General features: G+C 62.0%; 11 protein-coding genes and 1 pseudogene. 2 read left to right on the top strand and 10 right to left on the bottom strand.

Annotated elements, in window-relative coordinates; genetic code table 11:
* Position 1: 1 nt before the first annotated feature.
* The 3 genes from ACXIUA_RS09220 to glnA form a co-directional block, all read right to left on the bottom strand.
* Entirely contained in the window at positions 2-2,773 is a 2,772-nt protein-coding gene (locus ACXIUA_RS09220) for a PD-(D/E)XK nuclease family protein (protein ID WP_070477912.1), read from the bottom strand.
* Positions 2,774-2,959: 186 nt separating this feature from the next.
* On the bottom strand, positions 2,960-4,114 hold the full coding sequence (locus tag ACXIUA_RS09215; protein ID WP_070362175.1) for an AAA family ATPase: 1,155 nt from the start codon (positions 4,112-4,114) through the stop codon (positions 2,960-2,962).
* Between the two features lie 479 nt (positions 4,115-4,593).
* Complete coding sequence (gene glnA, locus ACXIUA_RS09210; RefSeq protein WP_070362176.1) at positions 4,594-6,030, bottom strand: type I glutamate--ammonia ligase; 1,437 nt, start codon at positions 6,028-6,030, stop codon at positions 4,594-4,596.
* Between the two features lie 101 nt (positions 6,031-6,131).
* Here glnA and ACXIUA_RS09205 point away from each other — a divergent pair, with 101 nt between their 5' ends.
* Positions 6,132-6,608, top strand: coding sequence for an RDD family protein (locus ACXIUA_RS09205; RefSeq protein WP_070362177.1), 477 nt, complete (start codon positions 6,132-6,134; stop codon positions 6,606-6,608).
* On the opposite strand, the gene ACXIUA_RS09200 is transcribed toward ACXIUA_RS09205, so the two are convergent.
* From ACXIUA_RS09200 to gcvP, 7 genes are read right to left on the bottom strand one after another with little or no spacing between them, the layout of a single operon-like run.
* Positions 6,605-7,870 carry a threonine/serine exporter family protein gene (locus ACXIUA_RS09200; protein ID WP_284804423.1) on the bottom strand — a complete coding sequence of 422 codons (1,266 nt, stop codon included), beginning with the start codon at positions 7,868-7,870 and terminating at the stop codon, positions 6,605-6,607. The genes ACXIUA_RS09205 and ACXIUA_RS09200 overlap by 4 nt on opposite strands.
* A 2-nt stretch (positions 7,871-7,872) precedes the next feature.
* Entirely contained in the window at positions 7,873-8,661 is a 789-nt protein-coding gene (locus tag ACXIUA_RS09195) for a DUF4191 domain-containing protein (protein ID WP_070362178.1), read from the bottom strand.
* Between the two features lie 51 nt (positions 8,662-8,712).
* Entirely contained in the window at positions 8,713-9,759 is a 1,047-nt protein-coding gene (lipA, locus tag ACXIUA_RS09190) for a lipoyl synthase (protein ID WP_070363464.1), read from the bottom strand.
* Between the two features lie 39 nt (positions 9,760-9,798).
* Entirely contained in the window at positions 9,799-10,599 is an 801-nt protein-coding gene (gene lipB, locus ACXIUA_RS09185; protein ID WP_070362179.1) for a lipoyl(octanoyl) transferase LipB, read from the bottom strand.
* 18 nt (positions 10,600-10,617) lie between these two features.
* Complete coding sequence (gene gcvH / locus ACXIUA_RS09180) at positions 10,618-11,010, bottom strand: glycine cleavage system protein GcvH (protein WP_083290837.1); 393 nt, start codon at positions 11,008-11,010, stop codon at positions 10,618-10,620.
* A gap of 2 nt (positions 11,011-11,012) precedes the next feature.
* Positions 11,013-12,080, bottom strand: coding sequence for a glycine cleavage system aminomethyltransferase GcvT (gene gcvT, locus ACXIUA_RS09175; protein ID WP_457976652.1), 1,068 nt, complete (start codon positions 12,078-12,080; stop codon positions 11,013-11,015).
* Between the two features lie 12 nt (positions 12,081-12,092).
* The gene (gene gcvP, locus ACXIUA_RS09170) at positions 12,093-14,600 is read right to left on the bottom strand and encodes an aminomethyl-transferring glycine dehydrogenase (protein ID WP_457976651.1); all 2,508 of its coding nucleotides are present in this window, start codon (positions 14,598-14,600) and stop codon (positions 12,093-12,095) included.
* Between gcvP and ACXIUA_RS09165 the strand changes: the two are divergent.
* Positions 14,536-15,354: pseudogene (locus ACXIUA_RS09165) on the top strand (FecCD family ABC transporter permease); the annotation flags it as partial. The gene gcvP and the pseudogene ACXIUA_RS09165 overlap by 65 nt on opposite strands.
* Positions 15,355-15,357 lie beyond the last annotated feature (3 nt).

Below are 15,357 nucleotides of genomic sequence, written 5' to 3'. Positions count from 1 at the left end.
GTTAGTTCTCACCTTCATTTTCGCGCGCAGGTGTCAGGCTTTGGTAGAGCTCAAAGAGATAATCGCTGATTGCGTCGGCTTGGCGGACGTAATTATTTGCACCCAAGCGCAGAATCTGGGTGCGGAGGAAGCGTTCAGTATCAATCGGCCGCGGGAAGAAGACTCCCTGGGCCATTAATTCCAGGGTGCTGCCCAACACGTGGACGAAATCGTCATAGCGTTCCTGGTCAAAAATGGCAAGGTAGTGCTCCTCATCGGGATTGTCGGCGAACACGAAGTGGAAATCCACGTCCACGCTCGGAGAAACCGTGACCACATCCTCGCCGATGCCCATTTTGTCCAACCACGCTGCGAGCGCACCGTTAGAAATCGCTTGCCACATGGCTAGGCCGTAGAAATCCGGCTGGACGGTAAACGAGGAGACGTTGTCCCAAGCGAGCACGTCCTTCTTCGCGATCCGGTTCCTGCCAGTTTTGTAATCCACCACGCGCAGACTTCTGGTCTCCGGGTGGAAATCGACGCGGTCAATGAACCCCTTCAGCGATACCTGGCCGAAGGAGGTGTCGAAAAATACCTCGATGTCTGAACCCCGACCGAATGCAAGCTCGACACCAACAGGCATCCAGCCTGCCTCAGCCTGCTGACGTTCTGCCTCAAACCAGGCACCCAGAGCCTTGGTCAAGCGCAGCTCGAAGGCGTGCCGCGAAAGCGCGCTCACCTCACTGAGCAGGGGCGCGCTCAGGTGCGCGGCGGCGATAGAATCCAGCACTTCGCGAGCCGCATCCCAGTCCAGCTCCGCATAACTGGCAGGTCGAGGAGACGCATCGAGCCACACACGGCGCGTCCATTCCTCCACGATGGAGTGGAAGATCGTGCCCTTATCACGAGAATCCAGGTCCTCGGCGGGATCCGCCTCAAGCTCGCGCATGCCAGCTACGTACTGAATGAAGAAAAGGTACGGGGACTCCACATACAGGTTCAATGCCGACGCAGAGAACTCGTGATCTGCAATCCAGTCGCTCAGACCCTCAACGAAGCCATTGAACTCATCGCTCGGGTTGCCCTCGCTGCGAGCCTTCACCACTGACATCGTCTGCTGCGTGGATACCGGCCATGCTCCGCGCAGGGCGTGGGTGAAGCTGGCGGTTCGCCTGCTTGCGGCCGGGAAGTCATTCGCCTCGCAGCCATCTATTGGGGTGTGGTCTGCTGGGATCCAATGGCTGGGCTCCCCGCCAAACTCGCCACCGCTGAGCTGATCGGCGTGGATACACCGCACCTCGTTCGCCGTACGCAGAGCAGCTTCGAGGATCTCATGCTGACGGCTGGTCTCGCGCTCTACGCTGGTACCGAGCTGTTCGAGTGACACACCAGCAGGCTCCGGCACACCGTGCGGCATAAATATCGACGACGCGTTGCATACCAACAGCACGTCCAGATCCCCACCGACCAGCCCAGACAGTGCACCGACGCGCAAACCAGCCGGAAACGCATCATCGGTACCAAGTGGAGTTGCAACCGCAGCTTCCCACAGCGCCTCCTGTGCTGCGAGCACACTGAAGTCGATTCCCAACTGATCAAACTGTGCCAAGTTCGAAAACAGGGACTCCGGCACCGGTCCCTGCACATGCTTCTTCGCCAGCTGGAGCGCCTGTGTCGCCCACTCGCCCCAAGATTCAGACGCGCGAAGCGCCACCAGGTCGTCGTGGAGCGCCACAACCCACGCAGCCTCCACCCGCGCCGGGACCTTTTCTCCATTGACCACGTGATCCACGCTGAACTCCTGCCAGCGAGGCCAAGAACGCGGGCCGTTTCGGTGGCGACTGAGCGAATCGAACCCGAAGATTGCCGGGCGCTTACCCGCCGCATCCTGCCAGCCGATCCGTCCGCGCAGCAGAATCTCCGCAAGCTGCGCTCGCGGTATCGTGTCGACCTCGAGCGACACAAGCCCGACCACCGTGGCGACCTCCGGGGCGTCGAGTAGACACTCCGTTGCGCCACCCACCAGCGGGAGACCCTGCGCAGCATCAACTAACACCGGGTAGAACGCCTGATTCATCATCGCAACCCCGACGCGGTCCAGCGCCTCTTCCTGTGGGGCAGACGACTCGGCGATGCTTTCCCGGACCTTGCTGAGTACAGCGAGCGCCTGGACGTGTTCATCCGCAACTTCCATCGTGGTGACCTGGGCAGTGTCGTCCGGGCGCAATGGCTCCGGCAGCCGCTCGAGCAGACGATCCTCAGCAGGCGTCAGCCCAACAACATCCCACACAATGGTGCGCTCCGGGATGCAGGCCTGCTGCCAAGCCTCATATGGAAGCGTCCTGGCCGGCTCGCCTTTGGACGATGACTTGAACCTGTCCGCTATCCGCTCCGTGATCGAGGCGATCTCCTTCGGCAGTGTCCTGGTACCAGTGAGTCCCCATCGCTCCCGCGGGGCCTGCAGCAGCTGCCATACCGCCTTTCGTACTCCCGTTCGTGTAGCCGGTTCGCCAGCGAGCCCCCGCGCGCGGATCTCGGAATCCTCCGGGAGTTCCTGCAACGCATGCACCACCAAAGCGGCGACCTCAGCAGGGTCAACTAATCCCGGGAACTGGGACTCCACAAACAACTGCAACGACAGGACTTTCACGCCCACAGCCACGCCGGACTGCGACAACGCATCCATCACAGCATCACGTGCACCTGGCATGCACAACACTGTCACGGGGTTTGCGAGCGGATTGCCGTCCTGCGCTTGGCGAACGGCATGGATGAGCGGATTCATACGGGACATGGTTCGTACTCTATATGGCGGTCCCGACATTGTGATGCGCCTACCTACAGACTTTCAAAGACGAGAGTTGCTTGCATCCGATGATCTCCTCCGAGCAGTCCCTTGCTGCCTGATGGAGTAGTGGTGATGGTATGCAAGCGATAGCCCCTCGGTCTGCCGGAAGGCACGTTGCGAGTAAGCAAACTGTCACTCTTCAAACTCGGGCAGACGAAGAATATCTGCGACCACATGGGTGCGAAGGTACTCGCGCAGATAGGGGAGCGCTAAGTCTGCGGTGCCGCGGTCGTAAGTGATTAAGTCGGCTTCGCTAAGGCGGCGTCGATAGTTGTAAGCTTGTTGTTCGCTCACTTCGAGACGGCTGGCGACATCGCTGATTTTCGAGGCACCATCATCGAGCGACATTGCTGCAAGGAACCTACGATCCTCCGCAGAGAGATCGTTGAGCGCTGGTTCATGAACAAGTTGCCCGAGTTTCTTTCGTGCTCGCGTAATGGCCTTTTCTGTAGCCTCCAATTGAATTGTGTCAGAGGATTCAAAGCGCCAAGCGAAGTTGCCAATCAACTGGATCATGAACGGATAGCCTCCAGTAGCTTGTACAGCAGTCGCGAGGGCTTCCTCGTCCCACGAACGTCCAGCTTGCTGGACGGGAACTGTGAGCCCCTCACGGACCTCTGTACCTCTGAGTCGGCCGAGATCCACGCGGTTTGCACGCCTTAAGAAAGTGATTGGATTGCGCCCTTCGTCACTGGCAAGCAGAGGTCTCACCGAACTTGGAATACCGGCCATCACCACGGCGATTTCCCTGTTTTCTCGAACGAGGTGTTGAATAGCCGTCGCGAACTCAACAATTTCATCATGATGTACGAAATGAAGCTCATCGACCGTAATTAAGACACCACTGGCAGAACGGTTAAACCTGTTGTGGTTCGCGAGCGTGTCAAGGACCTCCGTGAGTAGAGTACGGAGTGAACGTGGCCTTTGAGCAGGCCGTTCAAACTCATGCTTGAGGCGCAAAGCGCTCGGACCAACTTGAAAAGAGGTTCGGGTCGGCGCATCGCTCTCGAGAAACTCTGTAAGTTGGTCTCTCAACTTATCGACGAACCCCTCAGTCGCCGTTTCGGAAAACGTTAGCCACCCAGCGTTTATTGCGGTGTCTTCTAACTCGTTGAGTAGGGCTGTTTTTCCAATACCTCGTGCGCCAACGAGGAGTGAGATGCGTTCGTGTGCACCTGGTCCTTCTTCAAGCCCGAGTCTGAAGTCATCGATTACTTCGTCGCGGCCGACTAGGAGTGGCGGGCTAGTCCCAAGCGAAGCACGGAAAGGGTTTTGCGTGGTCGTCATAGTTACACATTAGCGCTCTTGTGTGGAGTTGTGTGGTTTGTGTGGAAATGTGTGGTTTGTGTGGAGTTATGTATAGCGGGGATGTCGCTGGTTCTTGCGAGTGAGCTGTGCACCACAATCCGTCCGCGGACTTCGGCCACCTGGGGAAATACTCAAGTTTTTCTGGGAGAAATGGGGAATTTGGTGTCCTGGCCTGAGATGCAGTGACAAGGGACGCAAGTTTGAACTTCGACCTCCACGTTCCCGCAGGTCAAAAAAGGGCTAGATGTTATGTGTTGTGTCTTTTGGCACTGGCACGAAGCGGCCCGCACCAGATTCCTGGGTTTGGGAAGGGGACGTCGGCAAATGCGCAGGTCGCCGATTTTGCGTGAGGGAATGTGGTGCAAAAGTCCGCTGCACAGGAAGAAGACAAAGAAAAACCCACGGCAACCGTGACGGAAACCGTGGGCAAGGGACCAGGACGAACCTGGGCTCAGAATCTAGCAGTCAAAATACAGCTCAAACTCCAGCGGCGTCGGGCGCAGGCGCGCCGGGGTGATCTCGCTGTCGTACTTGAGCTTCACGTACGTGTCGATGAGATCTTCGGTGAAGACGTCGCCTTCGGTGAGGAACTCGAAGTCGTCTTGCAGAGCCTGCAGTGATGCCTCGAGCGAGGTCGGTGCCTGCGGGATGTCCTTGGCTTCCTCCGGTGGCAGCTCGTAGAGGTCCTTGTCCACCGGAGCGTGCGGCTCGATGCGGTTCTTCACACCGTCGAGGCCTGCCATCATCATGGCAGCGAAGCCGAGGTACGGGTTGCCTGATGGGTCCGGTGCGCGGAACTCGATGCGCTTCGCCTTCGGGTTGGTGCCGGTGATCGGGATGCGGATCGCGGCGGAGCGGTTGCGCTGGGAGTACACGAGGTTGATGGGGGCCTCGAAACCTGGCACCAGGCGGTGGTAGGAGTTCAGCGTCGGGTTGGTAAACGCAAGGACAGCGCCGGCGTGCTCGAGGATGCCGCCGATGTACCAGCGGGCGATGTCGGAAAGTCCGCCGTAGCCGTTTTCGTCGTAGAACAGTGGCTTGCCGTCCTTCCAGAGGGACTGGTGGGCGTGCATGCCGGAGCCGTTGTCACCGGCCAGCGGCTTCGGCATGAAGGTAGCCGTCTTGCCGTACTGGGTGGCGGTGTTCTTGATGATGTACTTGAAGTCCTGGAGGTCGTCGGCTGCGTGCAGGAGGGTGTTGAAGCGGTAGTTGATCTCTTGCTGGCCGCCGTTGCCTACCTCGCGGTGGAAGCGTTCGATTTCGAAGCCGGATTCGCGCAGGTTCTTGACCATGGCGTCGCGCACGTCGACGGTCTTGTCGTGTGGTGGGACGGGGAAGTAGCCGCCCTTGACGCGGTTGTGGTAGCCAAGGTTCGGGCCGCCGACTGCATCGGTTTCCTTGCCGCGGTTCCACCAGCCTTCTTCGGCGTCGATCTCGTAGAACGCGCGGTGGCCTTCGACCTCGTATCGGATGGAGTCGAAGAGGTAGAACTCGGCCTCGGCGCCAAAGCTACAGGTATCGGCGATGCCGGTGGAAGCCAGGTACTGCTCCGCCTTGCGCGCAACGTTGCGCGGGTCGCGGGAGAACGCTTCGAGGGTGAATGGGTCGTTGACGAAGAACTTCACGTTCAGGGTCTTCGCTGCGCGGAACTGGTCCAGCTTTGCGGTGGCGAGATCCGGCATGAGCGTCATGTCGGACTCTTCGATGGTGGTAAAGCCACGAATCGATGAGCCGTCGAAGGCGAGGCCTTCTTCCATGACGGTTTCGTCAAACATGGAGGCAGGGATAGAGAAGTGGTGCTCGATGCCGGGGACGTCGGTAAACCGGACGTCGACAAACTCCACGTTCTCGTCCTGAATGAACTTCTTTACGTCTTCGATAGTTTCGAAAGACACGACCTTTTCTCCTTCGGACGGCGTTGGGAACTTCGCACAATTCTAGCGTGTAGCTCCCGCTCTGTAACAGCTTTTCGGGAAAAGAGGATAGGCTATGTCGCATGTCTGCACCCCAAGGAAAACGATGGCTCGACGGCCCGGAGCTTCCCGGCCAGTTCAAAGGCGATGATGCGATCCCTGACTACCCGGGGCAGTTCCTTGGGTTGCCGAAGGAGGGCGCGGGCGCGCAGGCGTCGGTGGCGCGACGCATGGGAGGCGTCGCGATCGACTGGGCAATTGCCTGGGCGGCTGCAGCGATCATTCATGCCAACACCACCGTTTTCGGTGGCACGTCGACGTTGACGTATCTGTTGTGGATCGTGTTGGGCATCATTTGCGGTTGGCTATTTGCACGCACGCCGGGCATGGCGATCCTCGGGATGGGGGTGGCCCGCGTCGACGCGGAAGAGCCCGTCGGGCTGTGGCGCGCGGCAGTGCGCACGCTGCTCACTGCGTTCATTCTGCCCGCAGCGCTTGTCGACGCCGACGGCCGCGGCATGCACGATCGTGCGACCAACACGACCGTGATTCGGAGCTAGGGCTCCTCCAACGGGCGGAATTCCACGGTGCGCTGGAACGCCCAGTTCTTGTCAGTGAGCAGACGGGCCACCGTCAGGCCTCCAGAGAGGAACAACACCGTGAGCACGACGGCGGTAGTCGAGTCGATTGCCGCGGAGATATTGCCGTTCGTGATCTGGTGCAGCGCCGCGTAAATGGTGGGGCCGGGGATCATGACCACGGCCGCGGGGATGGTCACCGTGGTGCGCGGCACCCGAAAGTGTTGGCCCAGCCAGGAACCAAGAATGCCGATCACAAGGGTCCCCAGCAGGCAGGCGAGGAAGTATTCCACGTGGGCGTCGACAAGCATGAGGCGCAACACATTGGCGACGGTGCCGAGCGTGGCTGCCAAAAGTGTCATCCTGCGTGAGGCATTAAACAAAATAGCGAACCCACCCACGGAGACGAAGCTGGCGAGCGCCGCAGCCCCGTAAAACGCAGGATCCGGGGTTGTGCTGACCGTACTGGGGGCGGGCGCATCGGTGACCATCGCGATGACCGCGACCGTCAGCATCATGGTGATGACCACTTCGAGTGCGAAGAAGAGCCTCGGCAGCCCCGAGGTGAAGTCGAAGCGGGAGAGATCCATCAAAGAAACGAACAGGGGAAAGCCCGGCACAAGGTACAAAATCGCGGGGACGAAGCCCGCGGAGAGCTCAAAGTCGGAGTGGGGAAGCGCCCACGCGAGCGCCAGGAACAGCAACGTTGACACCAGGGCCGCTGCCATCACGACGCCTAGTTGCAGGAGGTGTCGACGCCCCAATCGCAGACGGACGTACTGGCCCACACCAGCCGCAATAATCACCAGCAGCGCGGTGAAGAACGAGAAGTGGTTCAGTACAGCGAAGCCACCGCACGCAAGGCCAGCCGCGCAGCTGGAGGTCAGCGGACCCCAACGTGGAGTAGGGATCGCCTCAATCTCGTCAATGGCAGCGTTGATTTCTTCCGCGGTGGTGTAGCGGTGCATCTCGTGCTTGGTGAGGTTCTCGAGCGCCTCGATGCGCGACGCGTTCACCCCGGGCAGCGGAAGATCAGCCACGAGCGTGCGGAAATTATCACCGCGGTGGACAGTGCACGTGATCGTGTCGAAGCCGACGACCACGTCGGCGTCGTCGAAGTGCATCGCGCGGGCACAACGCTTCACGGCGCGGGTGACCCGGTAGCCGGGAGCGCCCGCGGACAACAAAAGAGCGCCGAGGCGCAGCGCGGTGCTGGCCTCGACGCCCATGTCGAAGGAAGACATACTTACTTGCCTTGACGCTGCTGCATTCGGCGCATACGGCGGTTCATACCCGCCATGTTCTGGGCCTGCTTCGGCAGCGGGCCGCCAGGCAGACCAGGCATCTGGCCAGGCTGCGTACGAGCGTCCATGGCCTCGAGCTTCGCGCTCATGGAGTAGACGTCATCCTTGCGGTAGTGGCGTGGCAGCTTCATCAAGTGCTTCTGCAGGTCACGTACTGCAACCTGGCCTTCGCCTTCGCCCACGTACACCTCGTGGATCGGCACGCCTGCCAGTAGGCGGTCCACGCGGCGGGACTCCTTCTTCATCAGGGTGCGTAGGCGGTTCTCGTTGCCCTCACCGACCAGGATGACGCCTGGCAGGCCAATCACGCGGTGCACGGTATCCATATGGGTGTTGGCCTGCACACCGGTCTTGGTGATCCACACCATGCCGATGGTGTTGCGCAGGTTCTCCAACGTCCAACCGGCAACGCCCGGGGTGTCACCGACCTCGTCGTACATCGAGCGCTCCAAGCGGCGGGTGAACATCCACATCGCCAGCACGGTACCGAACGCCAAGCCGAGCGCCAGCATGTACCACTGGCCGCCCCAAATGAGGCCGATCAAGAAGAAAAGCAGACCCATGCCAAGCAGGCAGGCCAGCATAATCGGGATGAGCTTCTTATCCCGCTTGCGCTGAATCTGAAACGCCTGCCAAATCTGGCTACGTGTCTGCTTTCCCTTTGCGCGCTTCGCGGCGCGCTCCTGCTTCTTCGCAGCCTTCAGGGCTGCCTTATCCTTCGACTGAGCCATGCCGTCAACTCTATGTCACGAACATGGCCGGACCAAAGTGGCCAAAGCGGGTTAGGAACGTGTTGCTACCGGGTGATCCTTCGAAGCACCGTACTTCTCCAGGAGCGTCGAGGCTTCCTGGGCAGTATCGCCCTTCGAGGTTTCCGCCAGGTGGCGCAGGTTTTCCGGCAACTCCAGGCCGCGGTGCTCCATCGCCTCGACGTAGAGCTTGCCCGCGCGGTATGAGGAGCGCACCAGTGGACCCGACATGACGGCGCCGAAGCCCATCTCGTAGGCCGCGTCGCGGTACTCGATGAACTCTTCGGGCTTTACCCAACGGTCGATCGGGTGGTACATCGGGCCGGGGCGCAGGTACTGGGTGATCGTGATGATGTCAGTGCCGGCGTCAACAAGGTCTTGCAGCGCCTGCATGACCTCTTCCTGGGTCTCACCCATGCCCAGGATCAGGTTGGACTTGGTGATCAAACCGAAGTCGCGCGCCTGGCGGATGACGTCCAGAGAGCGGTCGTAGCGGAACGCCGGGCGGATGCGCTTAAAGATGCGCGGGACCGTCTCCACGTTGTGCGCGAAGACCTCCGGACGAGCTTCAAAGACCTCCTGGAGCAGATCCGGCTTGCCGGAAAAGTCCGGGGTGAGATTTTCGACGCCAGTATGCGGGTTGAGCTCGTGAATCTTGCGCACAACCTCCGCATACAGCCACGCGCCCTCATCCTCGAGGTCGTCGCGGGTCACACCGGTGATGGTGGAGTAGTTCAGGTTCATCTCGCGAACTGACTCCGCCACACGCTGCGGCTCGTTGACGTCGAGCGGCTCGGGCTTCGCCGAGTTGATCTGGCAGAAGTCACAGCGACGAGAGCAGTTCGCGCCACCGATCAGGAATGTCGCCTCGCGCGACTCCCAGCACTCGTGAATGTTGGGGCAGCCGGCCTCCTGGCACACGGTGTGAAGGGACGCGCCCTTCACCTTCTTTTTCATGTCCTCGTACTCAGGGCCGGTCTTGACCGCGTTGCGGATCCAACGCGGTTTCGACTCGATAGGGGTCTGAGCGTTGCGTTTTTCTACGCGAAGTAGTTTGCGTCCTTCTGGTGCAATAGTCACGCCGTCCACCGTAACGGACAGCCCCTCCAAAGTCGAGGTTTAATGGGAGGCTCGCCTTACATCTCGACGTTTGAGCCCCTTCGTCGGATCCGGTGCCGAACCAAAGCTGTGGTCGGCCACCACGAGCTCGCCTGCAAGGGCGCGCTTGAGGGCGTCGAGCAGCGGAGCGGTCATCTCCTCAGGTGTGACGTCGCGGCCAAGCTCCAGGCTCATCGTGGTCACGTCGGCGTCGTCGATGCCGCACGCAACGATGTGGCCGTAGTGCTCCAAGGTGTTGTCGCAGTTCAGCGCGAGCCCATGCATGGTCACTCCGCGGGTGATGCGGATACCCAGCGCCGCGATCTTCCTATCGCGGTGCGACGCCGAGCTATCCGCCGCGTCGACGGTTTTTGGCACCCAGACGCCGGAGCGGCCGTCGATACGCCCGGCGGCATGTACCCCCGCCTTGCGCACCGTCTCGATGATGGCCTCCTCCAGGCGGCGCACGTAGTCCACGACGTCTACCGGCTGGGCAAGCTTGATGATGGGGTAAAGGACAAGCTGGCCCTCGCCGTGCCACGTGATGCGTCCTCCGCGATCAACGTCCACGACCGGGACCGGGTACGACGGATCCGGCAAGTCCTCCGGCTGGGTTCGCTTGCCCGCGGTAAACACCGAGGGGTGCTGCAGCACCAGCACCGTGTCCGGGATCTCGTCTGCCGCTCGCTGCTTGGCTAAGTCCGCCTGGAGGTGCCAGGCCTCCTCATAATCAACGAGCCCCAGCTCGCGCACATCAATAGGCGCGGCTGAGGCCCGAATGGACTTGTCGGCAGGGAAGAACGGATCGCGTGGAGCTGTCATGCCTGCCAACGATAGTCGCTAGTTTTCGACACCGTTAGCGGCAGCGTACTCATCTGCCGTCATCAGCGGGCCGACCTCCTCGACCTCAACCTCGAAGAGCCAGCCGGCGCCGAACGGGTCCTCGTTAATGGCCTCGTAGGCGCCGTCGATGTCTTCGTTGACCGCGGTCACCGTGCCAGTCACCGGTGCGTACAGGTCAGACACCGACTTCGTCGACTCGACCTCGCCACAGGTTTCACCCGCCGTGACCTGGTCGCCGACCTGCGGCAGCTCAGCGAACACGACCTCGCCGAGGCGATCCGCCGCAACGTTCGTGATGCCTACGCGCACCTTGGTGCCAGCAGCATCCTCAGGGCGAGCGTTGATCCACTCGTGGTCCTCCGAGTAGTAAAAATCAGGGTTCAAAGACATGATTACTTGTCCTTTCGGGAATAGAACGGTGTGTCCACAATAGTAAACGGATAGCGGCGCCCACGGATATCAATTTCCACATCCGTGCCCACCTCGGCGTGCGCTGGGTCGATGTGCGCGAGCGCCACCGGACGCTGCAGCGTGGGCGAAGGCTGCCCGGAGGTGACGACGCCGATGCGCGTATCGCCCAGGTAGATCTCGGCACCCTCGCGAGCGGCGCGACGCTGCTCCGACGACAGGCCGGCAATAACCACCGAGGGCTCGCGGCTGACAAGCGCGTCCTTGCCCACGAAGTCCGCCTCTTTCTTCGCAAACGCGCGGCCCATCCCGGCCTCGACCGGGGTGATCTCGCGGGAAAGCTCGTGGCCGTACAGCGGCATCGACGCCTCGAGCCGCAGGGAGTCGCGCGCAGCCAGGCCGCACGGCGTCGCGTTCGGTGCGAGCGCGTCCCAGATCGCGCGAACGCCCTCGCGGTCGCAGTAGAGCTCGAAGCCGTCCTCGCCGGTGTAGCCGGTTCGGGCGACCAAGACGTCGCAGTCACCGAAGCGCATCGGTGCCGCCGAGTAGTACGCCAAGGCGCCGGCGTCGCCGTCGAGGTGCGAAGCGATCGTCGATAAGGAATCAGGGCCCTGCACCGCAACAAGCGCGACGTCCGCGCTACGGTTCGTCAGCTCTACATCGAAGTTTGCTGCGCGCTTTTGGAATGCCTCCCACACCGCGGGCGTGTTGCCAGCGTTCGGCACGACCAGGAAGTGATCGTCTGCGAGGCGGTAGGAGATCAAATCGTCGATGATGCCGCCATCTTCGGCCACGATCATCGAGTACTTCGCCTTGCCAACACGCAACGTAGACAGCGTGGAAATCAACGTGTAGTCCAAAAACTCCGCAGCCTGGGGGCCGCGTACATCAATCTCGCCCATGTGGGAGAGATCAAAGATGCCGACGCGCTCGCGCACCGCACGGTGCTCCGCAAGCTCGTTGTCGTACTTCAGCGGCATGTTCCAGCCACCGAAGTCCGTAAAGGAAGCACCAAGCTCCTCATGCGCTGCAAACAAAGGGGTCTCAGCCATCACAATCACTCCTTACTTTTCCGCACTCGCTGAACTTTCAGAAATATCAAACGCCTCCGGCGGCGGGCAGGAGCACACCAGGTTGCGGTCGCCGTACGCCTCATCAATGCGGCGCACAGGCGGGAAGTACTTCTCGCGCACCAAGCGCTCTACCGGGTAGGCGGCCTGCTCGCGGGAGAACTCGTAGTCCCACGCAGTGCTAGCGACGCTGTGCGCGGTAAACGGCGCATGGTGCAGGACGGAGGCCTCGTAGGATACCTTGCCGTCGATGATCTCCTGGATCTCCGTGCGGATGGAACGCATCGCCTCGATGAAGCGATCCAGCTCGTCCAGATCCTCGGACTCGGTCGGCTCCACCATCAGCGTGCCCGCCACCGGGAACGCCAGGGTAGGGGCGTGGAAACCGTAGTCCACCAGGCGCTTCGCCACATCCGCCGCGGTCACGCCCGAGCGGTCCGTCAGCTCGCGCAGGTCAAGGATGCACTCGTGGCCCACCAGCCCATGCTCGCCGGTGTAGAGCACCGGGAAGGAATCGTGCAGCTCGTGAGCCACGTAGTTCGCCGCCAGCACCGCATGCGCAGTTGCGGACGCCAACCCCTCCGCACCACTCATCGCGATGTAAGACCACGCGATCTGCAGCACGCCCGCCGAGCCGAACTTCGCCGCGGCAACCGGCACGCCCTCGCCAACTGGGGCAGGGTCGGCCGCATGCGTTGGGTCGACGTTCGGGTCCGTCGGCAGGAACGGAATCAGGTGCTCCGCCACACCAATCGGGCCAACGCCCGGGCCGCCACCGCCGTGCGGAATCGTAAACGTCTTATGCAGGTTCAGGTGCGATACGTCGCCACCAAAGTCACCCGGGCGCGCAAGCCCAGTCAGCGCGTTCATGTTCGCGCCATCGATGTAGACCTGACCGCCCACCGCATGCACCTTCTCCGCGACGGCCTGCACCGTGTCCTCATACACACCGTGCGTGGACGGGTAGGTGACCATAATCGCTGCGACGTGCTCGCCGTGCTGCTCAAGCTTCGCATCCAAGTCAGCCAGGTCGATCGAGCCATCCTCCGCAGTCTTCACGACGACCACCCGAAGGTTCGCCAGCGTCGCCGACGCAGCGTTCGTACCGTGCGCCGACGCCGGGATCAAGCAGATGTCACGGCCATGGTCACCACGGGAAACGTGGTAGCGGCGAATCGCCAACAGGCCAGCCAGCTCGCCCGTCGCTCCCGAGTTTGGCTGCATAGATACCTCGGCGTATCCGGTGATTTCGACAAGCCAGGCGCGGAGCTCGTCGATAAGCTCCCTCCAACCAGCCGTGAAGCGATCCGGTGTGTACGGGTGCACGTTCGCGAATGCTGGCCACGTGATGGTCTCTAGGCCCGCGGTCGGGTTCAGCTTCATCGTGCAGGAACCCAGCGGGATCATCGTGCGATCCAGCGCGAGGTCCTTGTCGCCGAGCTTGCGGATGTAGCGCATCATCTGCGTCTCAGAATGCACCGAGTTGAAGTTGGGGTGCGTCATGAACTCCGTTGTGCGGCGCAGCGCCTCGGGCAGCGCGGACGGCGCCTCGTGAGCAACCGTGTCGACACCGAAGCCAGCGAGCAGCGCCGCGAGGTCGTCCTCCGACGTGTCCTCACCGAAGGAGACACCCACCGTGGTCGCGTCAATCGGACGCACCAGGTAGCCCGCATCCGCCAAACGCTCGCACACTTCCTCGGAGCGGTCCACGACGACGGCCACCGTGTCGAAGAACGCGTCGTGCTTTAGCTCGACACCAGCGTCACGCAGGGACTTGGCGAAACGCGCCGCCCAGTCGTGCACCTGAGCAGCGATAGCCTCGAGCCCGCGCGGGCCGTGGTACACGGCGTACATCGACGCTGTCACCGCGAGCAACGCCTGCGCGGTACAGATGTTGGAGGTCGCGCGCTCACGACGAATGTGCTGCTCACGGGTCTGCAGCGCCAGGCGGTAGGCAGGAGTGCCCTCCGCGTCCTTCGACACACCCACCAGGCGACCCGGCAGCTGGCGCTTCATCTTCTCCTTGACCGCCATGTACGCGGCGTGCGGGCCACCGTAGAACAGTGGAACACCAAAGCGCTGCGTGGAACCAATCGCGATATCCGCGCCAAGCTCACCAGGGGACTCCAGCAGCGTCAGTGCGAGAATATCCGCATCCACCGCGACCAAGCCCCCGCGCTCGTGCACCGCCTCGACCACCGCGCGAGGATCAACCACGTCGCCCTCGGTGCCGGGGTAGGCCACGATGGCACCCACGAGGCCCTCTCCCACGACCCCCTCACGCAGGTCAACGACCTCCACCTCGAGGTCAAGCGTGCGAGCACGCTCCGATGCGACCCGCAACACCTGCGGGTGCAGGCGCGCATCCAGCAGCACCGTCCGACCCTTGCGCACTGCGCGAGCCATCAAGCCGACAGCCTCCGCAGCCGCCGAAGCCTCATCCATCGTCGGTGCTGGGCTCTCGATCGCAGGTGCGATCCTACAGACGCTCGTGCGCAACATGCTCGCGGACCCGTACATCATCGGCATCAACGGCGGCGCGTCAACGGGCGCGGCCCTGGCCATCCTCTTCGGCGCGGGTGCTGCGTTCGGCGACTACGCACTGCAGGGCAGCGCGTTCCTCGGCGCGATCGCGGCGTCGTTTGTTCTGTACGCGGTGGCGCGCTCGCAGGGCCGCCTCACCTCAATCCGCCTGCTCATGGCGGGTGTCGCGCTTGGCTACGCGCTCTCCGCCATCACCAGCTTCCTTATCTTCGCCTCCGGCGATGCCGAAGGCTCCCGCTCCGTGATGTTCTGGCTGCTCGGCTCGCTGGGCCTCGCGTCCTGGGACCTCTCGCTGCTCATCACCGTCATCGTGGTGCTCTTCAGCCTCATCGTCGCGGTCATCTGGGGCAGGAACCTGGACGCGTTGGGCATCGGCGACGAAACGGCGCTCACCGCTGGCATCAACCCGGAGCGCTTCCGCCTGGCAATGCTCGTGGTGGCCTGTCTACTCGTCGGTGCAATCGTCGCGATGGCGGGCTCCATCAGCTTCGTCGGCCTGGTTATCCCGCACCTGGCGCGCCGGGCCGTTGGTGGCGCGCACCGCACGATGCTGCCGATCGCCGGGCTACTCGGCGCGGTGTTGCTGATGTGGGCGGATATCGGCGCCCGGATGCTGCTTGCCCCGCGGGAGCTGTCCATCGGCATTATTACGGCGCTTGTCGGCGCCCCCTTCCTTCTTATCCTGGTGCGCAACATGCGCGCCGCAAGTTAATAC

It is taken from the genome of Corynebacterium sp. UMB8791 (assembly GCF_054166365.1).
The sequence above is the reverse complement of the archived record's forward strand: the minus strand, read 5'-3'. Positions and strand labels throughout refer to the sequence as shown.